General features: G+C 72.7%; 26 protein-coding genes. 11 read left to right on the top strand and 15 right to left on the bottom strand.

Features of this window, described 5'->3' with window-relative positions:
- Positions 1–254: 254 nt before the first annotated feature.
- The 6 genes from fabG to BJP25_RS07180 form a co-directional block, all read right to left on the bottom strand.
- The gene (gene fabG / locus BJP25_RS07205; protein WP_075973953.1) at positions 255–971 is read right to left on the bottom strand and encodes a beta-ketoacyl-ACP reductase; all 717 of its coding nucleotides are present in this window, start codon (positions 969–971) and stop codon (positions 255–257) included.
- A 132-nt stretch (positions 972–1,103) separates the two neighbouring features.
- The gene (locus BJP25_RS07200; protein ID WP_075973952.1) at positions 1,104–2,093 is read right to left on the bottom strand and encodes a VWA domain-containing protein; all 990 of its coding nucleotides are present in this window, start codon (positions 2,091–2,093) and stop codon (positions 1,104–1,106) included.
- Positions 2,090–2,971, bottom strand: a complete 882-nt coding sequence (locus BJP25_RS07195) for a DUF58 domain-containing protein (RefSeq protein ID WP_084793775.1) — start codon at positions 2,969–2,971, stop codon at positions 2,090–2,092. Before BJP25_RS07195 ends, BJP25_RS07200 begins: the two co-directional genes overlap by 4 nt.
- Positions 2,972–3,042: 71 nt before the next feature.
- Complete coding sequence (locus tag BJP25_RS07190) at positions 3,043–4,092, bottom strand: AAA family ATPase (RefSeq protein WP_075973950.1); 1,050 nt, start codon at positions 4,090–4,092, stop codon at positions 3,043–3,045.
- A 70-nt stretch (positions 4,093–4,162) separates the two neighbouring features.
- Complete coding sequence (mobA, locus tag BJP25_RS07185) at positions 4,163–4,702, bottom strand: molybdenum cofactor guanylyltransferase (protein ID WP_075973949.1); 540 nt, start codon at positions 4,700–4,702, stop codon at positions 4,163–4,165.
- A gap of 311 nt (positions 4,703–5,013) precedes the next feature.
- Positions 5,014–6,078 (bottom strand): alkene reductase, encoded by a 1,065-nt coding sequence (locus BJP25_RS07180; protein WP_075973948.1) that lies wholly within the window; start codon positions 6,076–6,078, stop codon positions 5,014–5,016.
- A 156-nt stretch (positions 6,079–6,234) separates the two neighbouring features.
- Between BJP25_RS07180 and BJP25_RS07175 the strand changes: the two genes are divergently transcribed.
- Positions 6,235–6,693 carry a MarR family winged helix-turn-helix transcriptional regulator gene (locus tag BJP25_RS07175; RefSeq protein WP_075973947.1) on the top strand — a complete coding sequence of 153 codons (459 nt, stop codon included), beginning with the start codon at positions 6,235–6,237 and terminating at the stop codon, positions 6,691–6,693.
- Here BJP25_RS07175 and BJP25_RS07170 read toward each other — a convergent pair.
- The gene (locus BJP25_RS07170; RefSeq protein ID WP_143218916.1) at positions 6,671–7,372 is read right to left on the bottom strand and encodes a TetR/AcrR family transcriptional regulator; all 702 of its coding nucleotides are present in this window, start codon (positions 7,370–7,372) and stop codon (positions 6,671–6,673) included. The two genes, BJP25_RS07175 and BJP25_RS07170, sit on opposite strands and share 23 nt — an antisense overlap.
- A gap of 65 nt (positions 7,373–7,437) precedes the next feature.
- Here BJP25_RS07170 and BJP25_RS07165 point away from each other — a divergent pair, with 65 nt between their 5' ends.
- Positions 7,438–8,550 carry an FAD-dependent oxidoreductase gene (locus BJP25_RS07165; protein ID WP_075973945.1) on the top strand — a complete coding sequence of 371 codons (1,113 nt, stop codon included), beginning with the start codon at positions 7,438–7,440 and terminating at the stop codon, positions 8,548–8,550.
- A gap of 127 nt (positions 8,551–8,677) precedes the next feature.
- On the opposite strand, the gene BJP25_RS07160 is transcribed toward BJP25_RS07165, so the two are convergent.
- Positions 8,678–9,088: a VOC family protein gene (locus tag BJP25_RS07160; RefSeq protein ID WP_075973944.1), complete on the bottom strand. Its 411-nt coding sequence runs from the start codon at positions 9,086–9,088 to the stop codon at positions 8,678–8,680.
- 88 nt (positions 9,089–9,176) lie between these two features.
- Here BJP25_RS07160 and BJP25_RS07155 point away from each other — a divergent pair, with 88 nt between their 5' ends.
- Positions 9,177–9,704, top strand: a complete 528-nt coding sequence (locus BJP25_RS07155) for a P-loop NTPase family protein (protein WP_075973943.1) — start codon at positions 9,177–9,179, stop codon at positions 9,702–9,704.
- Between the two features lie 159 nt (positions 9,705–9,863).
- Here BJP25_RS07155 and trxA read toward each other — a convergent pair whose 3' ends face one another.
- The 3 genes from trxA to BJP25_RS07140 all read right to left on the bottom strand — a co-directional run bounded on the left by trxA (position 9,864) and on the right by BJP25_RS07140 (position 12,012).
- Positions 9,864–10,193, bottom strand: a complete 330-nt coding sequence (gene trxA, locus BJP25_RS07150) for a thioredoxin (protein ID WP_075973942.1) — start codon at positions 10,191–10,193, stop codon at positions 9,864–9,866.
- A 12-nt stretch (positions 10,194–10,205) separates the two neighbouring features.
- Positions 10,206–10,622, bottom strand: a complete 417-nt coding sequence (locus BJP25_RS07145) for a MerR family DNA-binding transcriptional regulator (RefSeq protein WP_075973941.1) — start codon at positions 10,620–10,622, stop codon at positions 10,206–10,208.
- A 106-nt stretch (positions 10,623–10,728) separates the two neighbouring features.
- A complete protein-coding gene (locus BJP25_RS07140) occupies positions 10,729–12,012 on the bottom strand; it encodes an NlpC/P60 family protein (protein ID WP_075974143.1) in 1,284 nt (427 codons plus the stop codon).
- A 273-nt stretch (positions 12,013–12,285) separates the two neighbouring features.
- Between BJP25_RS07140 and BJP25_RS07135 the strand changes: the two genes are divergently transcribed.
- Both BJP25_RS07135 and BJP25_RS07130 read left to right on the top strand, forming a co-directional pair.
- Positions 12,286–12,738 (top strand): hypothetical protein, encoded by a 453-nt coding sequence (locus tag BJP25_RS07135; RefSeq protein WP_143218915.1) that lies wholly within the window; start codon positions 12,286–12,288, stop codon positions 12,736–12,738.
- Positions 12,735–14,198 (top strand): hypothetical protein, encoded by a 1,464-nt coding sequence (locus BJP25_RS07130; RefSeq protein WP_075973939.1) that lies wholly within the window; start codon positions 12,735–12,737, stop codon positions 14,196–14,198. The genes BJP25_RS07135 and BJP25_RS07130 overlap by 4 nt, the downstream gene beginning before the upstream one ends.
- Positions 14,199–14,258: 60 nt before the next feature.
- On the opposite strand, the gene BJP25_RS07125 is transcribed toward BJP25_RS07130, so the two are convergent.
- On the bottom strand, positions 14,259–15,047 hold the full coding sequence (locus tag BJP25_RS07125; protein ID WP_075973938.1) for a DUF899 family protein: 789 nt from the start codon (positions 15,045–15,047) through the stop codon (positions 14,259–14,261).
- 240 nt (positions 15,048–15,287) lie between these two features.
- Here BJP25_RS07125 and acnA point away from each other — a divergent pair, with 240 nt between their 5' ends.
- Positions 15,288–18,116: an aconitate hydratase AcnA gene (gene acnA, locus BJP25_RS07120; protein WP_198943367.1), complete on the top strand. Its 2,829-nt coding sequence runs from the start codon at positions 15,288–15,290 to the stop codon at positions 18,114–18,116.
- Here the strand turns inward: acnA and BJP25_RS07115 are convergent, their stop codons facing one another.
- Positions 18,117–18,398, bottom strand: a complete 282-nt coding sequence (locus tag BJP25_RS07115) for a hypothetical protein (RefSeq protein ID WP_075973936.1) — start codon at positions 18,396–18,398, stop codon at positions 18,117–18,119.
- Between the two features lie 3 nt (positions 18,399–18,401).
- Positions 18,402–18,641, bottom strand: coding sequence for a hypothetical protein (locus BJP25_RS07110; RefSeq protein ID WP_075973935.1), 240 nt, complete (start codon positions 18,639–18,641; stop codon positions 18,402–18,404).
- Positions 18,642–18,802: 161 nt separating this feature from the next.
- On the opposite strand from BJP25_RS07110, the gene BJP25_RS07105 reads away from it, so the two are divergent.
- The 4 genes from BJP25_RS07105 (at position 18,803) to BJP25_RS07090 (ending at position 20,799) form a co-directional block, all read left to right on the top strand.
- Entirely contained in the window at positions 18,803–19,636 is an 834-nt protein-coding gene (locus BJP25_RS07105; RefSeq protein ID WP_075973934.1) for a helix-turn-helix domain-containing protein, read from the top strand.
- 2 nt (positions 19,637–19,638) lie between these two features.
- Positions 19,639–19,794 (top strand): DUF397 domain-containing protein, encoded by a 156-nt coding sequence (locus BJP25_RS07100; protein ID WP_084793733.1) that lies wholly within the window; start codon positions 19,639–19,641, stop codon positions 19,792–19,794.
- A gap of 73 nt (positions 19,795–19,867) precedes the next feature.
- On the top strand, positions 19,868–20,023 hold the full coding sequence (locus tag BJP25_RS07095; protein WP_084793732.1) for a DUF397 domain-containing protein: 156 nt from the start codon (positions 19,868–19,870) through the stop codon (positions 20,021–20,023).
- Between the two features lie 68 nt (positions 20,024–20,091).
- Complete coding sequence (locus BJP25_RS07090) at positions 20,092–20,799, top strand: 3-keto-5-aminohexanoate cleavage protein (protein WP_075974142.1); 708 nt, start codon at positions 20,092–20,094, stop codon at positions 20,797–20,799.
- Positions 20,800–20,829: 30 nt separating this feature from the next.
- On the opposite strand, the gene BJP25_RS07085 is transcribed toward BJP25_RS07090, so the two are convergent.
- Positions 20,830–21,588 (bottom strand): NPP1 family protein, encoded by a 759-nt coding sequence (locus BJP25_RS07085; protein WP_075973933.1) that lies wholly within the window; start codon positions 21,586–21,588, stop codon positions 20,830–20,832.
- Between the two features lie 289 nt (positions 21,589–21,877).
- Between BJP25_RS07085 and BJP25_RS07080 the strand changes: the two genes are divergently transcribed.
- The gene (locus tag BJP25_RS07080; protein ID WP_075973932.1) at positions 21,878–23,488 is read left to right on the top strand and encodes an FAD-dependent monooxygenase family protein; all 1,611 of its coding nucleotides are present in this window, start codon (positions 21,878–21,880) and stop codon (positions 23,486–23,488) included.
- The last annotated feature ends 5 nt before the right edge of the window (positions 23,489–23,493 follow it).

Raw genomic sequence — 23,493 nt, 5'->3', positions numbered from 1 at the left:
TGGTGTCGTTCGTCGTGCGCTGCGAAGGTCGATCAGCCGCGCCCCACCTCAGCCGGGCACGCTACCGGTGCCCCCACCCACCCGACCCGGGGACGGCACCGGCACCCCCTCCCCACCCGGTCGGGGACGGCCCTCCCCACCCGGTCGGGGACGGCCCTCCCCACCCGGTCGGGGACGGCACCGGGCGACCCGGCCACCCCAAGCCGGGGACGATGCCGGGCGGGGCCGAGGGGGCGGGTGGCGGGGGGAATGTCCTAATGCCCCATGCCGAGGCCGCCGTCCACGGGGATGACGGCGCCGGTGATGTAGGAGGCCGCGTCGGAGGCGAGGAAGGTCACGGCGGCGGCGACCTCCTCGGGCTTGGCGTAGCGGCCGGAGGGGACGGCGCCGAGGATCTGCTTGCGCCGCTCGGGGGTCAGCTCCTCGGTCATGTCCGTCTCGACGAACCCGGGGGCGACGACGTTGGCGGTGATGTTGCGCGAGCCCAGTTCGCGGGTGATCGAGCGCGCCATGCCGACCATCCCGGCCTTGCTGGCGGCGTAGTTGACCTGGCCGGGCGAGCCCATCAGGCCCACCACCGAGGAGATGTAGACGATCCGCCCGTACCGCGCCCGCAGCATGGCCCGGGTGGCCCGCTTGGTGACCCGCCACGCGCCGGTGAGGTTGGCGTCGACGACCCGGGTGAACTGGTCCTCGTCCATGCGCATCAGCAGCGTGTCGTCGGTGATCCCGGCGTTGGCGATGAGGACCTCGACCGGGCCCTGCGCCTCCTCGACCTCGGTGAACGCCGCGTCCACGGCGGCCGTGTCGGTGACGTCGCACTTGACCCCGAACAGGCCGTCGGGCACCCCCGAGCCCCGGTGGGTCACCGCGACCTTGTGCCCGCCGTCGACGAACGCCCGCGCGATGGCCAACCCGATTCCCCGGTTCCCCCCGGTGACCAGAACCGACCGCGCCCCGGACTGCTCCATCTGCCATCCCATCCCAGTACGTCGGCTCCCTGTCCGGACGAGGCTATCGCCCGGGGCTGACGCCGTCCTTACCTGCCCCGGCGGGACACCTGGCGCGGCGCGACGGCCTCGTCACGGGGTGTGCCCGGGGGGTCACGGCAAGCGCTGGCTGACCACCAGGGAGGCGCCCGCGGAGATCAGCGCCAGGATGGTGCCCAGGATCAGCCAGGGCTTGGAGGCGTCGGCGTACTTGGTCTCGTAGCCGATCTGCTCGCCGAGGGTGTCGTAGACCTTGCGGAGCTGGTCGGCGGTGGCAGCCTTGTAGAAGTCGCCGCCGGAGAGCTGGGCGATCTCCTCCATGGCGGAGTCGTCGACGGCGACGGACTGGGTGCGGCCCTCGATCTCCACGGTGCCGGTGGCGGTGCCGAAGGAGATGGTGGTGATGGGGATCTTCTTCTCCGCGGACTGCTTGGCGGCGGTGAAGGAGCCGCGGGGGTCGTCCTCGGACTCGGTGGGGATGGTCTGCTTGCCGTCGGACATGAGCACGATGCGGGCGGGCGGGGGGCCGTCGGGGCCGCCGACGACCGAGGAGAAGCCCTCGATGGACTGCAGGGCGGCGAAGATGGCCTCACCGGTGGCGGTGGACTGGGCCAGCTTGAGGTTGTCGATGGCCTTGGCCACCCCGGAGCGGTCGGTGGTGGGGGCGACCAGGACGGTGGCGGTGCCCGCGAAGGTGATGAGCCCGAGGTTGACCCCCGGGGTCAGGCCCTCGGCGAAGGACTTGGCCGCAACCTTGGCCGCCTCCAGCCGGGTGGGGGTGACGTCGGTGGCCTCCATGGACAGCGAGACGTCGATGACGAGCATCACCGTGGCGCGGTTGCGGGGCACCTTCTGCTCGGCGGTGGGGCCCGCGAGCGCGACGGTGAGCAGCAGCAGGCCGACGACGAGCAGCGCGGCGGGGACGTGGCGCAGCACGCCCTGGCGCTTGGGGGCGACCCGCTCCAGCAGCTCCAGGTTGGTGAAGCGCAGCACGCGCCTGCGGCGGGAGCGCTGCACCAGCACGTAGCCCGCGGCGAGCGCGGCGACGCCGATGAGCAGCAGGAACCACCACGGGGAGGTGAACCCGGCCAGCGAGAAGGTCATGCCACCCCTCCGGACCAGCGGCGCTTGCGGGCGACGACGAAGCGGACGGTGTCGGCGATCCAGTCCGAGTCGGTGCGCAGCACCAGGTGGGCGGCGCCCGCGCGGCGGATGCCCGCGGCGACCTCCTCGCGGTGCTCGGCGGCGGCGGCGGCGAACTCCTTGCGCAGCAGGGCCGAGGCGTGCACCTCGCGCTGGCGCCCGGTCTCGGGGTCGGCGAGCACGACGGTGCCGACGGCGGGCAGCTCGACGTCGCGGGGGTCGACGACCTCGACGGCGACGAGCTCGTGGCGCACCGACAGCGCGCGCAGCGGGCGCTGCCAGTCGGTGCCGCCGAGGAAGTCGGAGATGACCACGGCCAGGCCGCGGCGGCGCGGTGGCCTGCGCAGCTGCTCGACGGCGGCGGCGAGGTCGCCGCGGGTGCCCTCGGGGGCGCGCGGGGTCTGGGCGACCTTGCGGACCAGGCCGCGGGCGTGGGCGAGGCCGCCGCGGGCGGGGACCCGGACGAGCTCGGCGCCGGTGGAGATGAGCGCGCCGACGCGGTTGCCGCCGCCGCGGGTCAGGTGCGCGATGGCGGCGGTGGCGGCCACGGCGAGGTCGCGCTTCTCGCAGGCGGCGGTGCCGAAGTCGAGGCTGGGCGAGAGGTCGACCACCAGCCAGGTCTCCAGCTCGCGGTCGGCCACGGTCTCGCGGATGTGCGGGGTGGTGGTGCGGGCGGTGACGGCCCAGTCCATCCGGCGCACGTCGTCGCCGGGGGTGTAGGGGCGGGCCTCGCCGGGTTCGGAGCCGGGGCCGGGGACCAGGCCGAGGTGGTTGCCCTGGAGCAGGCCGTCGAGCCTGCGCCGGACGTCGATCTCCAGCAGGCGCAGGCCCGCCTCCATCCGGTCGCCGCGCAGCACCGGGGGTGCCCAGTCGGGCCGGGTGCCGTCGGCACCGGCGCCCTGCGCGCTGGTCACGGCCTGCCCGCCACCCCTGCCGGGGCACCGTTGGCGGGCCGGGCGGAGACCTGCGGCAGCGGCACGGTCTGCAGCACGCGGGAGACCATGTGCTCGACCGGGACGCCGTCGGCGAGGGCGTCGTAGGAGAGCACGAGGCGGTGGCGCAGCACGTCGGGGACGACGTCGACGACGTCCTGGGGCAGCACGTAGTCGCGGCCGCGGACCAGGGCCAGCGCCCGGGAGGCGGCGACGATGCCGAGGCTGGCGCGCGGGGAGGCGCCGTAGGCGATCCAGCCCGCGACGTCGGTCAGGCCGTGCTCGGCGGGGGTGCGGGTGGCCAGCACCAGGCGCACGGTGTAGTCGACGAGCGCGTGGTGGACGAACACGCCGGAGGCCACGTTCTGCAACCGGGTCAGCTCGCCGGGGGTGAGGACCTGCTGGGGCACCGGCGGGGTCACGCCCATCCGGTAGACGATCTCGCGCTCCTCCTCCACCGTCGGGTACTCGACGATGATCTTGAAGAGGAACCGGTCGCGCTGGGCCTCCGGCAGCGGGTAGACGCCCTCGTTCTCGATCGGGTTCTGGGTGGCCAGCACCAGGAACGGGTCGGGCATCGGGAAGGTCTCGCCGCCGATGGACACGTGCCGCTCGGCCATGACCTCCAGCATCGCCGACTGCACCTTCGCGGGGGCGCGGTTGATCTCGTCGGCGAGCACGAAGTTGGCCACCACCGGGCCCAGCTCGACGTCGAAGCGCTCCTGGCCCTGCCGGTAGATGCGGGTGCCGAGGATGTCGGCGGGCACCAGGTCGGGGGTGAACTGCACGCGCGAGAACGACCCGCCGACCACCTTGGCGAAGGTCTCCACCGCGAGGGTCTTGGCGACGCCGGGCACGCCTTCGAGCAGCAGGTGCCCCTTGGCGAGCAGGCCGACGAGCATCCGCTCCACCAGCCGGTCCTGCCCGACGATCACGCGCTTGACCTCGAACACGGTCCGCTCCAGCAGCTGGGCGTCCCGCGCGGGCGTCGCGTCGTTGGCCACCTCGGCCTGGCCGGGCTCGGTCACCGGCGTCCTCCTCTAGTCCTGCACTCCACCGAACCCCAGCAAACCGGACGCGCGGTGAGAGTGCTGTGAGCTACCCCCCGAACTCCCGCAAGTCCCCAGGGGTGTCGATGTCGCGGGCGGCCCCCCACCGGTCGGGCACCCGCTCCCCCGCGTGCGGCCCCAACACCCGACGCAACGACAACCCCCCGGCGTCCTCGGGCACGACCTGCCGCAGCATCGAAAGCGGCCAGGCGCTGAACAACCACTGCGGCTCCCCCGCCGCGTCCACCAGCACTCCCCCGATCGCCGTTACCGCTTCCACGGCTTCGGGGACTACCGCTGGGAGGTCGGCGGCCAACAGCACCACCACGGCGTCATCGGACATTTCGGACAGTCGGTCGATGCCCGCCCGCACGGCCGCCATCGGACCGCCGCCCGCAGGCTGCTCCCGGGTCCACACCACCTCTCGCCCCACGGCCCGCCGGGGCCCCACGACCACTGTCGTCATGCCCGCGGTGGCGTCGAGCGCCCGATCCAGCAGGGAACGCCCACCGACGACGAGCGCGGGCTTGTCCACCCCGCCCAGCCGCGACCCGCTCCCCCCAGCAACCACGATCGCCGCCCGCTCCACACACCCAGGCTAGTTCGGTCGCGCGGAGGCACGCAGCTTGTCCAACGCCCGGAGGACGTCGGCGCGGTTCTTGGCGGACTTGACCCACGCGGGGAGGCGGGACCCGACCGTGCCGTTGCACACCGGGGCGTCGGCGTGGTGGGGGCGTACGCGGATGGCCGCGGCGACGTAGGGTCGTCCACATCAGACAAGGAGCCGCCCACCCGCAGCGGGTGGGCGGCTCCGTTGGGCGTGTTCCAGAAGAGGGCGGCGGCTCGTTCGTCGTCGTGCCGAGTTGCCCCGGACGGGAAGACGGCGGGCCTGTGAAGCGGCTACAGCGTGGGGTAGTCGATGTAGCCGGTGTCGGTGCCGCCGTAGAAGGTGGCCTTGTCGGCGGGGTTGAAGGGGCCGCCCGCGCGGAGGCGTTCGGGGAGGTCGGGGTTGGCGAGGTAGAGCTGGCCGAAGCTGACCAGGTCGGCCACGCCCTCCTCGACGAGGGCGGCGTGCTCGGGGCCGGTGAAGCCGCCGGGGGTGGCGGGGTTGAGCACGAAGGTGCCGCCGAAGCGCTTGCGCAGGTCGACGGTGAGGTCGCGGTCGACGGTCTCGGCGAGGTGCAGGTAGGCCAGGCCGAGGGGGGCGACGGCGTCGACGAGGGCGGTGTAGGTGTCGCGGTAGCCGTCTTCGACGATGTCGTTGAAGGGGTTGGCCGGGGAGATGCGCAGGCCGGTGTTCTGCGCGCCGATGGCGTCCGCGATCGCCGCGGTGACCTCGACGGGGAAGCGGGTGCGGCCCTCCACCGAACCGCCGTAGGCGTCGGTGCGCTGGTTGGCGTTGGTGGAGAGGAACTGGTGGAGCAGGTAGCCGTTGGCGCCGTGGACCTCCACGCCGTCGAAGCCCGCGGCGATGGCGTTGCGGGCGGCGTCGACGAAGGCGGCCTTGGTCTCGGCCAGGCCGTGCTCGTCGAGGGCGATGGGCTCGACGAAGTCCTTCATGCCGTCGCCGGTGAAGACCTGGCCCGCGGCCGCGACGGGCGAGGGTCCCACCGGGTGCAGGACGTCGGGCAGCAGGGTGGGGTGGCTGATCCGCCCGGCGTGCATGATCTGCGCGAAGATCACCCCGCCGCGGGCGTGCACGGCGTCGGTGACCGCGCGCCACGCCTGCACCTGCTCGTCGCTGTGCAGGCCGGGGGTGAACGGGTAGCCCTGCCCGACGGCGGAGGGCTGGGTGCCCTCGGTGACGATCAGCCCGGCCCCGGCGCGCTGGGCGTAGTAGGTGGCCATGGACTCGGTCGGGGTGTTGCCGGGCCCCACCGCGCGGTTGCGCGTCATGGGCGCCATGACGACCCGGTTGGCCAGGGTCCGCCCGCCGACCTCGACGGGCTCGAAGATGCTGGTCATCGCTGCTCCTCCGCTGCGTGCGCAATCACCTGTCCGAACAGGCAACTACCCGGCAGGCTTCCCGGTACCGGACATTTATGACCTATGGCACAGCAGGTTGACAACCCGGGTCCACGATGCGGCACAGCCCTGTCCGAACAGCTATCGTGAGCGGTCATGACGGATGCGGCGCTCCCCGGCCCCGCGCACGCGGGACCGACCAGCCACGCCATTTTCCGGGTGGCGCGGCTGCACCGCACGCTGGCGGCCCGGCTGCTGCGCGAGGTGGGCCTGCACCCCGGTCAGGAGACCCTGCTCATGCACCTGTGGGACTCGGGCCCCCTGCGGCAGGCGGACCTGGTGCCGCTGCTGGGCTCGGACTCGGCCACGGTGACCCGCATGGTCGCCCGCTTGGAGCAGGCGGGGTACGTGCGCCGGTCCCCGTGGCCGGGCGACCGCCGCGCGACCCGGGTGGAGCCCACGGCTGCGGGGTCGGCGCTGCGCCCCCGCGTGGAGGCGATCTGGGCGGAGCTGGAACGTCGGACCTTGGACGGGGTGCCCGAGGACCAGCGCGCGGCGATCCGCGACGCCTTGGCGACCCTGGAACGCGGCCTCACCGAGCAGACCCACCGCTGACCCGCGCACCCGAGGCGGCGATGCCCGCGAGCACGAGGTCGACCCCGGCGGTGAACTGCTCCCGGTCGTCGTGGTCGCGCATCTGCGCCGCCACGGCCCGCAGGAACGGGAAGTCCTCCGCGGGCAGGGACTCCCAGGCGTCGGCCTCCCGGGCCAGCACCGCCGCGCGGTCGTCACCCCCCGAGGACTCCCGGGCCGCGGCGTTCTGCCCCGCCGCCCCGAGGACATAGTAGAGCAGCGCGGTCGTAGTGGTGAACCAGTGCTCGCGCGGCACGCCGAGGGTCATGACGCGGCGGCCGAGGGCTTCGAGGATGCGCAGGCTGGCGCCGTGGGCGGAGGTCCTGGCGAGTTGGGCGGCGAGCTGCGCGGCGACCCAGGGGTGGTCGTCGATGGCGTCGAACAGGCCGAGGGCGAGGGCGTGCACCTCCTCTCGCGGCGCAGCACCCCCACCCGGCAGGTCGAGGGCGGCGGTGACCACGGCCTCGGTGGCGGCGTCGAGCAGTTCGCCCTTGCCGGAGACGTGGTGGTAGATCGCGCCGGGTCCGGTGGCGAGGGCCTGGGAGAGGGCGCGGAAGGTCAGCCCCGCCTCCTCGTCGGCGTCCAGGACGGCGATGGCGGCGTCGACGATGCGGGCCCGGGTCAGGGCGTCGGTGCGCTTGCGGGTGGCCACGGCAGTCATCTTGACAGAGTTGGAACGCGGTTCCAAACTCGGGTGGAACGTCATTCCACTCGAAGGAGCACCCCATGCGCGTCACGATCGTCGGCGCGGGCCTCGGCGGCCTCGTCCTGGCCCGCGTCCTGCACGTCCACGGCATCGCCGCCACCGTCTTCGAGGCGGAGGCCTCGCCCGCGGCCCGCGCGCAGGGCGGCCTGCTCGACATCCACGAGGGCAGCGGGCAGCCCGCGCTGCGCGCCGCCGGGCTCACCGAGCGGTTCCGCGGCATCGTCCTCGACGGCCACCAGGCGATGCGCGTGCTCGACCGCCGCGGCGAGGTCCTGCACGAGGAACCCGACGACGGCACCGGGGGTCGCCCGGAGGTCCAGCGCGGGGAGCTGCGCCGGGTCCTGCTCGACTCCCTGCCCGCGGGCACCGTCCAGTGGGGCAGGAAGGTCGGCTCGGTGCACCCGCTCGGCGGCGGCAGGCACGAGGTGCGCTTCGCGGACGGGGGCTCCACCACCACCGAGCTGCTGGTGGGCGCGGACGGCGCGTGGTCGAAGGTGCGGCCGCTGCTGTCGGACGCGGTGCCGCGCTACACGGGCATGTCGTTCGTCGAGACCTACCTGTTCGACAGCGACACCCGCCACCCGGCGAGCGCGGCGGTCGTGGGCGCGGGGGCGATGATGGCGCTGGCCCCCGGCCAAGGCGTCCAGGCGCACCGGGAGACCGGCGGCACCCTGCACGCGTACGTGTCGCTGACCAAGCCGCGGGAGTGGTTCGGCGACCCCGCCGACCCGGCCGACCTCGCGCGGGTCGCGGCGGAGTTCGACGGGTGGGCACCGGAGCTGACGGGGCTGATCACCGCCTGCGACGCGGCGCCCGTGCTGCGCCCGCTGTACACCCTGCCCGCGGAGCACCGCTGGGAGCGCGTGCCGGGGGTGACGCTGCTGGGCGACGCGGCGCACCTCGCCCCGCCCAACGGCGAGGGGGCGAACCTGGCCATGCAGGACGGCGCCGAGCTGGGGGCGGCGCTGGTCGCGCACCCCGGCGACGTGGAGGCCGCGCTGGCCGAGTACGAGCGGGCCCTGTTCCCCCGCTCGGCCGAGGCCGCGGCGGGGGGCGAGGAGCTGCACGCCAGGATGTTCGGCCCCGGCGCCCCGCGCGCGCTGCTCGACTGGTTCGCGGGCGTGGGCGCCTGACCGGGGGCACCGCCGCCGGGTCGGGCGGCGGTCGCCCCGGGTGCCGCGAGGCAAGCGCTGTCAGGCAGGCGCGGTCGGGCCGGTGCGATCGGGCCGGGTGTGGTCGGGACTGTCGCGGGCGGACGGGTCAGCTGGAGGTGCCCGCGATGTTCACCAGCCAGGAGATGCCGAACTTGTCGTCGAGGGCGCCGAACTCGTCGCCCCACACCATCTTCTGCAGCGGGGTGTGCACGCTGCCGCCCTCGGACAGCTTCTCGAAGTAGCCGCGCAGCTCGTCGCCGTCGTCGCCGCTGAGGCTGACGGTGAAGGAGCCGCCCGGGTTGTACTCCATCTCCGGCGGGGTGTCCGAGCACATCAGGGTGAAGCCCGCGGGGGTGTCGAGCTGGCCGTGCATGACCTTGTCGGCCAGCGGGCCCTCGGTGCCGAACGAGCCGAAGGTGTTGATGGTCAGCTCGCCGCCGAGGACGTGCTGGTAGAACTCCAGCGCTTCCCGCGCGTTGTCGCGGAAGTGCAGGTACGGGTTGAGCTTGGACGCCATGGTGGCTCCCTCGTGTCTGTGCGGGCGTGGACCCCCGCAGAGGGTGGTCCAGTCGGGGCGCGGGCGCACCGGGCCTAAAGTCCCGAGTGTGCGCAGGGTGATCGTGACCGGGATGACCGGCGCGGGCAAGACGACCATGGCCCGGGGCCTGGCGACCCGGTTGGGGCTGCCGTTCACCGAGCTGGACACCCTCGCCTACGAGCCGGGGTGGGTCGAGCGCGCACAGTACACAGCGGACGTGACGGCCATCGCCGGATCCCCGCGGTGGGTGGTGGATTCCTATGGCCAACCCGGCGTTCGCGACCTGCTGTGGCAGCGGGCAGACACGGTCGTGTGGTTGGACTTCCCCCGGCGGGTGGTCGTGCGGCGGGCGCTGTGGCGGTCGCTGGTGCGCAGCGCGCGCCGGGAGCGGATCTTCGGCGGCAACGTCGAGACCTGGGGCGGGTGGCTCAGCCGCGAGCACCCGGCGTGGTCGGCCTGGGCCGGGCACGCCGCGCGGCGGGCGTACCTGGCGGCCCGCGTCGACGAGCCCCGGCACGCCCACCTCACCGTGGTGCGGCTGCGCACCCCGGCCGAGGCGGCGCGCTGGCTGGCAGCCGTGAACCCGGGCGAATAGGACGCTTCCCGCGCGAGCGGTGGCGTCAGCCCGGTCGTCGCCAAAGCCGCACCGGGCACGACGTCAGTCGAAGCGCCGCCCGAGCCGGTGGTCACACGTCCGGGTGAACCTCGTCCCAGGTTCACCCGGACGCGGCGGTGAGCGGGTCCGACGACCCCCTCAGCGCAGGGCGGCCAGGGCCTCCTCGACCTCGGCCACCAGCCGCGCCTTCGGCCGCGCGCCGACGATCGTGCGCACCACCTCGCCGCGGTGGACCAGCAGCATCGTCGGCAGCGACATCACCTGCATGTCGCGCGCCGTGGCCGCGTTCTCGTCGGCGTTGACCTTGCACACCACCAGGTCGTCGCGCTCCTCGGCCAACTGCGCGAGCACCGGCGCGACCATGTGGCACGGCCCGCACCACTGCGCCCAGAACTCCACCAGCACGGGTTCCTCCCGCGCCATGACCTCCGCCGCGAACGTCCCGTCCGTCACCTCTGCGACACCCATCCGGCGCCTCCTTCACTCCGCGGTGGGGCCGACCGCACCGATCCGCCCCGCGTCCACCCGGCAAGGCCCGGGCTCCCTGGCCAGCGCATCGGAGAGCAGGTCGACCAGCCCGGCCCGCACCTCGGCCAGCCGCGCGGCGACCGCGTCCAACTCCGCGATCTTGCGGCGGTACACCGCCACCGAGTCGGCGCAGTCGTCCCCGGCCTCGTGCCCGGCCCGCAGGCACGCCACGAACGGCCGGGTCTCCTCCAGGCTCAGCCCCGCGGCCTGCAACGACAGGATCTCCGAGACCAGCCGCAGGTCGCCCTCGCCGTACTCCCGGTACCCGTTCGCGGCCCGCTCGGCGGGGTCCAGCAGCCCCTGCGCCTCGTAGAACCGCACAGCCCGAGCCGTCGTCCCCGCCCTCTTGGCCAACTCCCCGATCCGCATGTGGCAACGCTAAACGTTGACGCCAGCGTCAAGGCAAGACCTGGTTCGCCGGGGCGGTGCGGGGCAGTGCAGGGCGGTGCAGGGCGGTGCAGGGCGGTGTAGGTCTTCAGAGGACGCGGGTGGCGTAGGGCACGATGCCGCCGTACCGCACCGGCGCGATGCGCACCTGCGAGCCCGAGTACGGCGCCTCGATCATCTGCCCGTTGCCCAGGTAGAGCGCGACGTGGTGGATGCGCCCGCCGGTGGCCCAGAACAGCATGTCCCCTGGCTGCTTCTGGCTCAGCGGCACCCGCCGCCCGGACGTGGCCTGGTACCCGCTGTAGTGCGGCAGCGACACCCCCGCCGCCGCGAACGCGTAGATCATCAGGCCCGAGCAGTCGAAGCCCACCTTGGCGAAGTCGCCGAAGGTGTCCGCGACGCCGCCGTCGCGGATGCCCCGCGTCGGGCCGCGCGAGTTGCCCCCGCCCCACGCGTAGGGCACGCCGAGCTGGGTCATCGCCCGCTTGATCACCGCCCGCGCGTCGCCCACCGGGGCGGGCCCGGCCGCGTCGTCGTTCGACTGCTGGGCCGCGGCGGCGTTGGCCGCGTCCTCCCGCTGCTTGGCCGCCAGCCAGCTCTCGTAGCGCTTGCGCTGGTCCTCCAGGCCGCCGACGCGGGCCTGCGCCTCGGAGAGCTGGCGCTCGTAGTCTGCCTTGGACTGCTGGAGCTCGGAGGACCGCGCGGCCTGGTCGCGGCGGGCCTGCTGGGCGATGGCGGTGGCGTTGTCGGCGTTGGTCTTGGCCTGCTCGGCCTCGGCCTGCTTGCGGGTGGCGAGGTCGAGCGCGGCGCGGGCCCGGGAGTCCTTGTTGGCCTTGGTGGTGCGGGCGCGCTGGAGGGCGTCGAGGGCGTCGAGCTCGGAGCCGGAGACGGCGTTGAGCAGGTCGGCGCGGGCGAGCAGGTCCTGGGGGCTCTTGGCGCCGATGTAGGCCGACAGCGAGCCGATGGTGCTGCCCTGCTTGTAGCTGCCCGCGGCGAAGTCGTCGAGCTGGGCGCGGGCGGTGCCGATGGCCTTCTCGGCGCCGTCGGCCTCGCGGCGGGCGGACTCGGCGTCGGCCTTGGCCCTGGCCGCGACGTCCTGGGCGGTCTGCAGGTCGACCAGGGCCTTGTTGGCGTCCTCCAGCTTGGCCTCGACGTCGGCCTGCAGCTGCATCAGCCGGGACTCGGCCTGGGCGAGCCGGTTGGTCAGCTCACCGACCTTGCCCGCCTTGGCGTCGGCGTCGGCGCGGCCCGCGGAGATCTCGGCGTCGCTGGGGTTGGGCGGTGGCGGTGGGACGGCGACCGCCGTCGTGGCCGTGGTCAGCACCGACAGCAGTGCGAGGGAAGTGGCGTACCACCCGAGCCGTGCGCGCACGCGCACCACCCCTTCCGCGCGAGGTCCCCGACAGTCCTCGGTCCACAGCGGACCGTGCTCCGACTGTGCCACCCGAGCCCCGTGCGCACCACCGCACGCACCCGGAACTTCAGCACCGTCGGCAACAGTGGGATCACAAGACACGCAGAGTCGTAACGGTGCGCGGCGCGACGGCGATGACCGGGCAACAGGATTCACCCGATGGAGACCGTGGTGACGCCGCGTACTGGGGCTGTGCGGGTGCCGGGTCGAGGCGCTGGGACGATGGGGGCCGTGAAGACCCACGTCCCCGCGACCCTGACCGCGCTCGGCCTGGCGACGCTCGTCGCCGGGCTGTTCCTGCCGTGGCTGCGCTCCGGGGTGGTGCTGCGCGACAGCTTCGAGTCGGTCGGGGTGATCCGGGCGATCGGGGTGCTGCGCGGCACCGGCTGGGCGTGGCTGCCGGTGGCGTGGATCGGCCTGGTGCCGGTCGCGGCGCTGGCGGTGGCGGGGCTGGCGGCGGGGCTGCGCCGGGCGGGGGCCGGGCTGGCGGTGGTCGTGTCGCTGGTGGCGGGAACCGTCGCCGGGGTCGCGACCGTCCAAGGCCCCGGCGAGGACAGCCCGCTGGGCATCGCGGGGACGGGACCGACGACCACCCTGGTCGGCGCCGCGGTCGCCGTCCTGGGGGCGGCGGTGGTCTTCGCGGGTGGGCGCGCGGGCGCCAGGAGCACAGGAGGGGCACAGTGACGTATCCGCCGGGGCAGGGCGGGCAGTGGCCGGACCAGACGGGCGGCCAGCCGCAGCACGGGGGCCAGCCGCACGCGGACCCCACCCAGCAGCAGCAGTACCCGGGCTACCAGCCGCAGGGCTTCGGCCAGCCGGGCCAGCAGGGGTACCCGGGCCAGGGCTTCCCCGGCCAGGAGTACCAGGGGCAGGGCTACCAGACCCAGGGCTTCCCGCAGCAGCAGTACGGCTACGCGCTGCCGCCGGAGCAGCCGAAGAAGTCGCGCAAGGGCCTGGTCATCGGCGTGGTCGGCGCCGTGCTCGCGGTCGCCGCGGGCGCGGGCGTGACCGTGTGGGCGATCAACCAGGGCTCGGTGCAGGCGGGCGCGGAGTCGCCGACGGCCGCCGCGACCAGCCTGGTCAGCGCCCTGGGCCAGGGTGACGTGGCGGGCCTGCTCTCCGGGCTGGCCCCGGCCGAGCGCGACCTGCTGACCTCGCTGAACGCCGAGACGACCAAGGAGCTCCAGCGGCTGGAGGTCTACAAGGCCGACGTCGACCCGAACAAGGTCGAGGGCTTCGAGCTGACCACCAAGGACCTGGTCTTCGACGAGGCCGCCGCCGAGCGGGTCAACGACCACCTGACCATCACCAAGCTGGTCAGCGGCACGGTCACGGTCACCTCGGACGCGTCCAAGCTCCCCTACACCGAGGAGTTCCTGGACACGGTCTTCCCGCGCGGGGTGCCCGGCGGCAAGAAGACCGAGACCATCGACATCGCCAAGGTCGTCCGCGAGGAGAACAAGGGCGAGCCGATCCGCATCGCCACCGTCCAGGACGACGGCGAGTGGTACCCGAGCATGCTCTACACCATCGCCGACTACGCGCTGGCGGACGAGAAGCAGGACTGGCCGGCCACCCCCATCCCCGCGGTGGGCGGCGACTCGCCGGAGGCGGCGGTGCGCGGCTTCACCGACGCGGCGCTGGCCGGTGACGTCGAGGGCGTCATCAAGCTGCTGCCCCCGGACGAGATGGGCGTGCTGCACGACGTGGGCCCGGCGATCGTCGACGCGGCGGGCCGCACCGAGGACTCCGGTGCCCGGCTGGTGGACCTGCAGACCGAGACCGAGGGCGTCAGCGGCGGCACGAAGGTGCTGCTCAAGTCGGTGACCCTGGACATCGACGGCGAGCGGGGCACGGTCACCAAGGACGGCGACTGCTACAGCGCCGACACCCCGGACGGCAAGGAGCAGATCTGCGCCGACGACCTGGCGGCCAAGGTCGGCGGGAAGAAGATGGCCTCCGACGCCAAGCAGGCGCTGGCGAACCTGATCAAGGGCATGATGGCCAACACCGGCGTCATCACCACCGAGGTCGACGGCAAGTGGTACGTCAGCCCCATCCGCACGTTCACCGAGCTGGAGCTGACCGCGCTCAAGAGCCTCCAGCCGGAGGACATCCGCGCGCTGCTCAAGCTCGCCAAGTAAGCACCCACCACGAGGCCCGGCCCCCTCCCCCGGGGGCCGGGCCTCGTGCCGTCCCCGGGGTCAGTGGCAGTGGCCGGAACGCCCCAGGGTCTCCACGGGCCCGGCGCCGGGCCGGGTCCACTGCGGCACCGGCCTGCTCGTCCCGCCCCAGGTCGGGGTGCCGTCCGCGTCCGTGCGCCACGACCAGCAGGCGTGGCCGCCCTCGGGCCACCCGGCGGGCTTGTCCTCCCACGCCTCGCCGCGGCCGTAGGGGGTCATGTCGAGCAGCCCCATCGACGGGTTCACGACCTCGTTGCCCCGGCCGGTGGTGGCGTAGGTGAGGAAGGCGCGGTCGCCGTCGCGCAGGTAGCAGGTGATCGACCCCATGCTGTCCCCCACGGGCGCGTCCAGCCCGCGCACGGAGTACCAGGGCTCGGTGTAGCCCATGAACTCGACGTAGGGGGCGACCTCGTCCCATCGGCCCTCGGTGATCACGGCGTAGGACACCCCGCGCGTGTTGAGGTACACGGCGTCCTTGATGTGCCAGGCGGTCGTGGTGCACCCCTCGCACTGCCCCTGGTGCGGGGCGCCGTCGTGCCACATGTGCTTGTAGACGACCAGCTCGTCGCGCCCCTGGAACAGGTCGAGGAACGGCACCGGGCCCCCGGCGCCGACGACCTCCACCGAGGGGTCGAACTCCACCATCGGCAGCCTGCGGCGCTCGGCGGCCAGCGCGTCCCCGGCCCGGGTGTGCGCCTTCTCCTTCACCAGCAGCTCGTCGCGCGCGGCCTGCCAGGTGGCGCGGTCGACCACGGGCGGGCGTCCGGACGTCGGGTCATCGGGTGTCGGGTGATCTGGAGTGGTGGTCATCGCGGGGCTCCCCTGGTCGCCGGTGGTGTCAGCGGATCAGACTCCCGCCGCCCCCGCGACTCATCGGCGGGGCGGCACCGTGTGATGGATCACTCCCCCGACACCCCGGGGACCCCCCTTGAACCGCAATACAGGACAAGCGTACTGTTTGTACCGGGAAGGCCGTCGCGCGGGCCCCGAGGGGGTGCGCGAGACTCAGGCCTGCGAACTGACTGACTTGCGCCGCCACTGGAGTTGGACGTGACCGATTCGAGTTCCACCACCGAGGGCAACCTCGACAGCTTCGGCGCCCGCGCCACGCTCACCGTCGGGGACGCCTCCTACGAGGTGTTCCGGCTGGACGCGGTGGCGGGCTCCGAGCGCCTGCCCTACAGCCTGAAGATCCTGCTGGAGAACCTGCTCCGCACCGAGGACGGCGCGAACATCACCGCCGACCACATCCGCGCCCTGGCGAACTGGGACGCCAAGGCCGAGCCGGACACCGAGATCCAGTTCACCCCCGGCCGCGTGGTCATGCAGGACTTCACCGGGGTGCCCTGCATCGTCGACCTGGCCACCATGCGCGAGGCCGTCACCACCCTGGGCGGCGACCCGGACAAGGTCAACCCGCTGACCCCGGCCGAGCTGGTCATCGACCACTCGGTCATCGCCGACGTGTTCGGCCGCCCGGACGCGTTCGAGAAGAACGTCGACCTGGAGTACGAGCGCAACAAGGAGCGCTACCAGTTCCTGCGCTGGGGCCAGACCGCGTTCGACGAGTTCAAGGTGGTGCCCCCGGGCACCGGCATCGTCCACCAGGTCAACATCGAGCACCTGGCGCGCGTGGTCATGACCCGCGGCGGGCAGGCCTACCCCGACACCCTGGTCGGCACCGACTCGCACACCACCATGGTCAACGGCCTGGGCGTGCTGGGCTGGGGCGTGGGCGGCATCGAGGCCGAGGCCGCGATGCTCGGCCAGCCGGTGTCGATGCTCATCCCCAAGGTCGTCGGCTTCAAGCTGCACGGTGAGCTGCCCGCGGGCGCCACCGCCACCGACCTGGTGCTCACCATCACCGAGATGCTGCGCAAGCAGGGCGTGGTCGGCAAGTTCGTCGAGTTCTACGGCTCGGGCGTGTCGGCGGTGCCGCTGGCCAACCGCGCCACCATCGGCAACATGAGCCCGGAGTTCGGCTCCACCGCCGCGATCTTCCCGATCGACGCCGAGACGATCGACTACCTGAAGTTCACCGGCCGCTCCGCCGAGCAGGTGGCGCTGGTCGAGGCCTACGCCAAGGAGCAGGGCCTCTGGCACGACCCGGCCGCCGAGCCGGAGTTCTCCGAGGTGCTGGAGCTGGACCTGGCCAGCGTGGTGCCCTCGATCGCGGGCCCCAAGCGCCCGCAGGACCGCATCGAGCTGGCCGCGGCCAAGCAGGCCTTCCGCGACGCGCTGGGCAGCTACGCCACCGACGCGCCGAAGTCCGGTGTGGACGAGGCCGTCGAGGAGAGCTTCCCCGCCTCGGACTCCCCCGCCTACCACGGCGACGAGCAGCCCCCGGTGGTCACGCACTCCGCGGCCAAGGGCGCCGACGGCCGCACCTCCAAGCCGACGACGGTGACGATCGACGGCAACTCCTTCGAGATCGACCACGGCGCGGTCGCCATCGCGGCGATCACCTCGTGCACGAACACCTCGAACCCGTCGGTGATGATCGGCGCGGCGCTGCTGGCGAAGAAGGCCGTCGAGCGCGGCCTGGAGCGCAAGCCGTGGGTCAAGACGACCCTGGCGCCGGGCTCGAAGGTCGTCTCGGACTACTTCGACCGCGCGGGCCTGACCCCGTACCTGGACAAGCTCGGGTTCAACCTGGTCGGCTACGGCTGCACCACCTGCATCGGCAACTCCGGCCCGCTCCAGGAGGAGATCTCCGCGGGCGTGCAGGAGGCGGACCTGGCCGTGGTGTCGGTGCTCTCGGGCAACCGCAACTTCGAGGGCCGGATCAACCCCGACATCAAGATGAACTACCTGGCCTCCCCGCCGCTGGTGGTGGCCTACGCGCTGGCCGGGTCGATGGACGTCGACATCACCACCGAGCCGCTGGGCGAGGGCTCCGACGGCAAGCCGGTGTTCCTCGACGACATCTGGCCCTCGCCGCAGGAGATCCAGGACACGATCACCGCCGCGCTCTCGGCGGAGTCGTTCTCCGACTCCTACAAGGACGTCTTCGCCGGTGACGAGCGCTGGCAGGGCCTGCCGACGCCGACCGGCAAGACCTTCGAGTGGGACACCGAGTCCACCTACGTGCGCAAGCCCCCGTACTTCGAGGGCATGGAGATGGCGCCCGCGCCGGTCACCGACATCACCGGTGCCCGGGTGCTGGCCCTGCTGGGCGATTCGGTCACCACCGACCACATCTCCCCCGCGGGTGCGATCAAGGCCGACACCCCGGCCGGCCAGTACCTCACCGAGCACGGCGTGGAGCGCCGCGACTTCAACAGCTACGGCTCGCGCCGCGGCAACCACGAGGTCATGATCCGCGGCACCTTCGCCAACATCCGGCTGCGCAACCTGCTGCTGGCGGGCGAGAACGGCGGCCAGGGCGTGCAGGGCGGCTACACCCGCGACTTCACCCAGGGCGGCGAGCAGGCGTTCATCTACGACGCCGCGCAGAACTACGCCGCCGCGGGCACCCCGCTGGTCGTGCTGGCGGGCAAGGAGTACGGCTCGGGCTCGTCGCGCGACTGGGCGGCCAAGGGCACCAGCCTGCTGGGCGTGCGCGCGGTCATCGCCGAGAGCTTCGAGCGCATCCACCGCTCGAACCTGATCGGCATGGGCGTGCTGCCGCTCCAGTTCCCGGCAGGCCAGACCGCCGAGTCCCTGGGCCTCGACGGCACCGAGACCTTCGCGTTCGAGGGCGTCACCGAGCTGAACGACGGCAAGACCCCGAAGACCGTCAAGGTCACCGCCTCGAAGAACGGCGCGGACGACGTGGTGTTCGACGCGGTCGTGCGCATCGACACCCCCGGTGAGGCGGACTACTACCGCAACGGCGGCATCATGCAGTACGTGCTGCGCAAGATGGTCAACAGCTGATCAGCGGCTGAACTCCGGTTGAGCGGAGGGCGGGGTGCCTGCGGGCGCCCCGCCCTCCTGCTGTGCGCGGGTCTTCGTCACGATGCGCTCGGGCTTGCGGTGGTCATCCCCGCCCGGTGGTGAGGTGCTGGTGACCAGCAGGTCGATGACGACGCCGTCGGTGCAGGTGACGCGCTGGACCCGGCCCTTGTCCCCGAGGTCGACCTCCCGGTCGACCGAGGCCACGTCCGGGTGCTCCGCCAGCAGCCGCGCGACCAGTTCGCGCACGCGGGTGTTGCGCACGGGTCACCACCCGTCCCGGGGAATGCGGTAATCGGGTGCCTGCGACATGCCGGGGCCGCTGATCCGCATGACCTGGACGGCGGAGGTGGCGCCGCTGGCGTGCGAGAGCGCCACGAGCACGTGGTTGTGCGGGCGCGCATCGGAATCCGGGCCCGAGCTGACATCCCGCGCGGACGTCAGCTCGGGGTGGTCGAGCGCGGTGAACGCCGCGGTGAGGTCCGCGGCCAGTTGTTTCGCCTTCATCGGTTTCTCCCGGAGCCGTTTCCGCGTGTCCGGTGGAAGGGCTTCCCGGTGGTCTCCTATGCTGGGTGAGGTGGTTGCGACTTCTGCGGTGTGCGTGCGGACCACACAGTAGATACCCCGCCCGACAAGCGCGTGTTCGTTGCGGGGGTGGAAAGGGAGTCGTGGCGAACCAGAGGAGAAACCCGCAGGCGCGCGATCGCACGATCGGGGCGCAGTTGAAGGCGGTGCGGACCCAGCAGCGGCGGTGGAGCCTGGAGGCGGCCGCCGAGGCGATCGGGTGGTCGGCGGCGACGCTGAGCCGCACGGAGAACGGCAAGCGGCACATCACCAGCGAGGACGTGGCGACGGTGCTGGCCATCTACGGGGTGCCCACCCCGCAGCGCGAGGAGCTGATCGCGGCGGCCAGGGAAGGCGGCACCCAGGCGGGGTGGTGGTCGCGGCCCTTGCCCGGGGTGCTGCCGGATGTCGGCACCCTGGCCAGCTATGAAGCCTCCGCCAACGCCATCACCGACTGGTCGCTGGCGGATGTGCCAGGACTGCTGCAAACCGAGCGCTACGCCATCGGGATCATGATGGACGTTGGCGTCGATGCCCGAGACATCGAGATGCGGTGGATGGCGCGCTGCAAGCGCCAAGAAGTGTTGGCCAAGATCGAGTACACCGCCTTCATTCACGAAAACGTGCTCCGCAGGCCGTTCGGAGGCGTCGCAGCGCTCAAGGAGCAACTGGCCCATCTAGAAGCGGCGCCAGCCAGAGGGCTGAGCGTCCGCATTGTCCGAGAGCCAGCACCCTACCTGTCTTTGCGACACTCGTGGATGCTTTTGCATTTCCCCGAAGCGCCTCCAGTCCTCCACGTTGAGCTATTCGGAAGCAGCATCTATCTGCACGAATCCGAGGTGCACGGCTATGAGACCATACGGGCGATGCTCGATCGGTCGGCCCTTTCCACGATGGAAAGCCGCAGTATGATTGGGCGCCTACGAGAAAGGTTGTGATCATGGAGTGGCGCAAGTCGTCCCGATCCGGCGAGACCAGCAACTGCGTTGAGCTGCGGCAAGACCTCGCCGCCATCCGCGACAGCAAGCGACCCACCGTCGAGCTGCCCGCGTCCCGCACCGCCGTCCGCACGCTGATCGCGGCGCTCACCCGCTGAGCGGTGGGTGCCGCCCGGGAAGCCACCCGGGCGGCACCCGCCCCTCTTCCGCTGACCAACGGAGGTTGCCAACATGGAGTGGCGCAAGTCGTCCCGATCCACCGGCACCAGCAACTGCGTTGAGCTGCGGCAAGACCTCGCCGCCATCCGCGACACCAAGCGGCCCGATGTCGAACTGCCTACGCCCCGCACCGCCGTGCGGACGCTGATCAGCGCGCTCAGCCGCTGACCGGTACCGCCCGGGGAGCCCACGCGGCTCCCCGGGCGGTGGCGGCTGCGCCGGTCGACAATGTCGGCGTGCTGCAGAAGCTCAAGGTGTGCCTGAACGGTGGCCGGGACGAGCCCGGGGTCCCGAGGACGCCCGACGAGGTGTCGCGCTCGGCCAGGGAGGCGGTGGCCGCCGGTGCCGAGGCCGTGCACGTCCACCCCGTCGACGGCGCGGGCCGCGAATCGCTCGACGCGGGCGTGATCGCCGCCGGGGTCGCGGCGGCCAGGGAGGCGCTGGTGCCGGTGGGGGTGTCCACCGGGATCTGGATCACCGGTGGCGACGCCGCCGCCCGCGCCGAGCAGGTGCGGGCGTGGGCCGAGCTGGCCGACAAACCCGACTTCGCCTCGGTGAACGTGGGTGAACCCGGCTTCACCGAGCTGGTCGGCGTCCTGCGCGGCGCGGGGATCGGCGTGGAGGCGGGCGTGTGGTCGGTGGCCGACGCCCGGTGGCTCGCCGCCCAGCCCGACTTCGACCTGCTGCGGGTGCTGGTGGAGGTCATGCCGGGCACCACCGACCCGGCCGAGGAGATCCTGGACGCCCTGGAGGGCGTGCGCGGCCCGCGGCTGCTGCACGGGGAGGGCGAGCACTGCTGGCCGCACGTCGCGCTGGCCGGGAAGCTGGGGCTGCCCACCCGGATCGGCTTCGAGGACACCGCGGTCGGCCCGGGCGGCGAACCCGTGGGCAGCAACGCCGACCTGGTGCGGCTCGCCCTGCGGGTGTGGGAGGACGCCCGCTGAGCCGGGTCGCCCCGGCCCAGCGGCCGCCGGTCACGCGTAGGGGTTGAACGGGATGCCCGCGGGCTTGGCCTTGGTGAGGTTGTCGGCGAAGGCGCTGTCCTTGATGCCCAGGCTGGCGCTGCCGAAGTTGGCGTTGACCAGCCGGTCGCGGATGCCCGCCGGGTAGTTGTCCCAGCTCACCAGGTCCGGGTACTGCCAGGTGCCGTAGTGGTTCTCCGGCACCTCGGTCATCCCCGCGAGGCGGAAGCAGTGCGTGCTCACGCCGTCCTTGTGGTAGATGACCTTGGCGTGCGTGCCCTCCCAGCCGACCTGGGTGCGCGGGTAGGTCGAGTAGTTGCCGTGCGCCGAGGTGGAGACGTACTGGGCCTGGTCGTTCTGCACCCACACCACGACGTGCTCGATGTCGTGGCGGTGCCCGCAGCAGTCGATGCCCGGGACGGCCTGGTCCTTCTCGAAGTACAGGTCGTAGAGGTAGGCGCACCAGCCGTTGTTGCACTTGGAGCGCGAGTACGAGTTGGTGTTGTCCAGGTCCGACTGGTCGTGGCAGTTGCCGTTGAGCGCGCCGGAGTTGTTCAGGCCGGGGGCCAGGGTGCCGTCCGGGCCGATCGCGGGCGTGGGGTAGCAGCCGTCGCCGTCGTAGTCGAAGGCGGGCTGCCACTTCGCGTCGGCGGCCGCGGCGCTGCCCGGCAGGGCCGCGGGCGGGTCGGCCCAGGCGACGCCCGGCACCGCGACGGCCAGCGCGGCCGCCACCGAGACCACGAAACCCGCCTTGCGCGTGGAAATGCCCATGTGTGCTCGTCTCCCGTTTTCCCCGAGGAAGGGTACGGGACAGATTTACCAACCGGAACCCGTTCTGCACAAGGGGCCACCGAATGCTGCCCTAAACGGCAAACCTCCAGCGTTCACCGCCGAGGAACCGCAGGTCAACCCGCCGAACGGAGGGAAAACCCACGGTGGACGAACGATCGGCGCACTCGGTTCCCCGCGCCGGGAAAGAGTCGGATACCCGCACCGGGACAACCGCCGCGCCCCATTCACGTCTGGTTGTGCGAGAAGCCGGAGCGGGAGGGGAAAAGCGATGAGCAGCAGGGCGGGCGGCACCACCGGGTCCACTGTGGTCAGCGTCGACGCGACGATGAAGATGATCCGCGGCGACCTCGGCGTCGACGCCACCGAGGTCGTCGAGCCCGGCGCACTGCTGAACCTCGCCCCGCGCCTGCCGCTGCGGGTGGACGTGGCGGGCGGCGGCCCGGTCGGGCTCGCCTTCGCCTGCTCGGTGCAGGCGTTGCTGGGCCGCGACGTGGTGGTGCGGGTGTTCGACCGGCGGTGGAAGCGCGCGGGCGACCGGGTGGTCTGGCGCGACGCCGCCGACGGCAACCGCCGCCGCGAGCAGGTCGTCACCCTCCAGTCCAACGTCTGGTCCGCCCTGCCGCCGCGGGTGCAGCGCGCCCTGTTCGTCGAGGGCCGCTACGGCGAGATGTGGCCGCTGGGCCCGGACTCGCCGGCCGAGCGCGGCCGCCCCCGCAACATCAAGATCCGCTGGATCGAGGACTGCCTGCTCGACCTCGCCCAGGACCACTACGGCGTCGACGTCGTGCCCGAGGCCTACACCCCGCCCGCCACCCCGGTCGAGGGCGGCGTGCTCGCCATCTGCGACGGCGCCCGCTCGGCCACCCGCGCCGCCTTGGCCGCGGGCTTCGGCACGCCGAACCCGGACCTGTACTCCCTCGACGGCACCCCGTTGCAGGAGCGCGTCCTGGGCATCCGGATCAACGCCCGGGTCCCCGACGAGCACACCGTGCCGCTGACGGTGGCGCAGAACCGGTTCCTGTTCAACTCCCTGGGCGGTGGCTTCATCAACATGCGGCTGACCGCCGAGGAGGCCACCGAGGTCCAGTCGATCGGCCGGTTCGGCCCGGTGGACTGCATCGGCAAGCAGGGCTGCACCGTGCGCCCGGACGGCTACCGCTTCGTCTGCGACCGGCACCAGGCCACGTTCAAGCCCTCGGTGGACCGGCTGTCGTTCCTGTGGCCGCGCATCCAGGACGGGCTGCGGCTGTTCGGCGCGGAGTGGGGCGATGTCGTGGGCATCACCTCGTTCACCCTGGGCATGACGCAGAACTCCCGCTTCACCGCGCAGCTGTCGGCCGGTTCGTACGCGTTCCTGCTGGGCGACGCGGCGAACTCCCTGCACTTCTGGCCGGGGCGCGGGCTGAACACCGGCCTCAAGAGCGCGCTGTCGCTGGTGGGCACGCTCAAGTCGCGGTGGCGCGGGAAGCCGTTGCGGCTGGCCGACTTCGCCGCGCACGAGGGCTACATGCAGCAGTTGCAGTTCCGCGAGAAGATGCGCGCCTGGACCACGATGGTGATGCCCGACGAGCAGGGCCGCCCGCACGGCATCGAGGACCGCATCCGGGCCGGGTTCGAGGGCCCGCACGACCGGCAGGCGCTGATCGGGGAGCTGTTCGCGCGCGTGCGGGCGGTGAAGTCCCGCCTGGTCGACCGGATGGGGTCGCTGGCGGCGGACGAGTGGTACCTCGACCGGCTGCACTCGCTGTCGGACGCGACGCTGAAGTCGCTGCTGAACTCGGCGCCGTGGATCACCCGCGAGGTCGGCGGCGACGAGGTCCCCGTGCAGCCGCTGGACTACCCCGCCGAGCGCGGCGCCCGGGTGCTCGCCCTGGCGTGACGGCC

The sequence above is a fragment of the Actinokineospora bangkokensis genome (assembly GCF_001940455.1).
GTDB lineage: Bacteria > Actinomycetota > Actinomycetes > Mycobacteriales > Pseudonocardiaceae > Actinokineospora > Actinokineospora bangkokensis.
This window is presented reverse-complemented; position numbering and strand designations above follow the sequence as displayed.

Bases quoted from the DNA above. Each gene is read 5' to 3' on its own strand.
- BJP25_RS07200 (WP_075973952.1), bottom strand. From the start codon at position 2,093: ATGACCTTCTCGCTGGCCGGGTTCACCTCCCCGTGGTGGTTCCTGCTG.
- BJP25_RS07110 (WP_075973935.1), bottom strand. From the start codon at position 18,641: ATGAAGGCGAAACAACTGGCCGCGGACCTCACCGCGGCGTTCACCGCG.
- BJP25_RS07195 (WP_084793775.1), bottom strand. From the start codon at position 2,971: ATGGAGGCGGGCCTGCGCCTGCTGGAGATCGACGTCCGGCGCAGGCTC.
- trxA (WP_075973942.1), bottom strand. From the start codon at position 10,193: ATGGGTGTCGCAGAGGTGACGGACGGGACGTTCGCGGCGGAGGTCATG.
- BJP25_RS07180 (WP_075973948.1), bottom strand. From the start codon at position 6,078: ATGACCAGCATCTTCGAGCCCGTCGAGGTCGGCGGGCGGACCCTGGCC.
- BJP25_RS07170 (WP_143218916.1), bottom strand. From the start codon at position 7,372: ATGACTGCCGTGGCCACCCGCAAGCGCACCGACGCCCTGACCCGGGCC.
- BJP25_RS07165 (WP_075973945.1), top strand. From the start codon at position 7,438: ATGCGCGTCACGATCGTCGGCGCGGGCCTCGGCGGCCTCGTCCTGGCC.
- BJP25_RS07095 (WP_084793732.1), top strand. From the start codon at position 19,868: ATGGAGTGGCGCAAGTCGTCCCGATCCACCGGCACCAGCAACTGCGTT.
- BJP25_RS07080 (WP_075973932.1), top strand. From the start codon at position 21,878: ATGAGCAGCAGGGCGGGCGGCACCACCGGGTCCACTGTGGTCAGCGTC.
- BJP25_RS07145 (WP_075973941.1), bottom strand. From the start codon at position 10,622: ATGCGGATCGGGGAGTTGGCCAAGAGGGCGGGGACGACGGCTCGGGCT.
- BJP25_RS07175 (WP_075973947.1), top strand. From the start codon at position 6,235: ATGACGGATGCGGCGCTCCCCGGCCCCGCGCACGCGGGACCGACCAGC.
- BJP25_RS07085 (WP_075973933.1), bottom strand. From the start codon at position 21,588: ATGGGCATTTCCACGCGCAAGGCGGGTTTCGTGGTCTCGGTGGCGGCC.
- BJP25_RS07125 (WP_075973938.1), bottom strand. From the start codon at position 15,047: ATGACCACCACTCCAGATCACCCGACACCCGATGACCCGACGTCCGGA.
- BJP25_RS07100 (WP_084793733.1), top strand. From the start codon at position 19,639: ATGGAGTGGCGCAAGTCGTCCCGATCCGGCGAGACCAGCAACTGCGTT.
- BJP25_RS07160 (WP_075973944.1), bottom strand. From the start codon at position 9,088: ATGGCGTCCAAGCTCAACCCGTACCTGCACTTCCGCGACAACGCGCGG.
- fabG (WP_075973953.1), bottom strand. From the start codon at position 971: ATGGAGCAGTCCGGGGCGCGGTCGGTTCTGGTCACCGGGGGGAACCGG.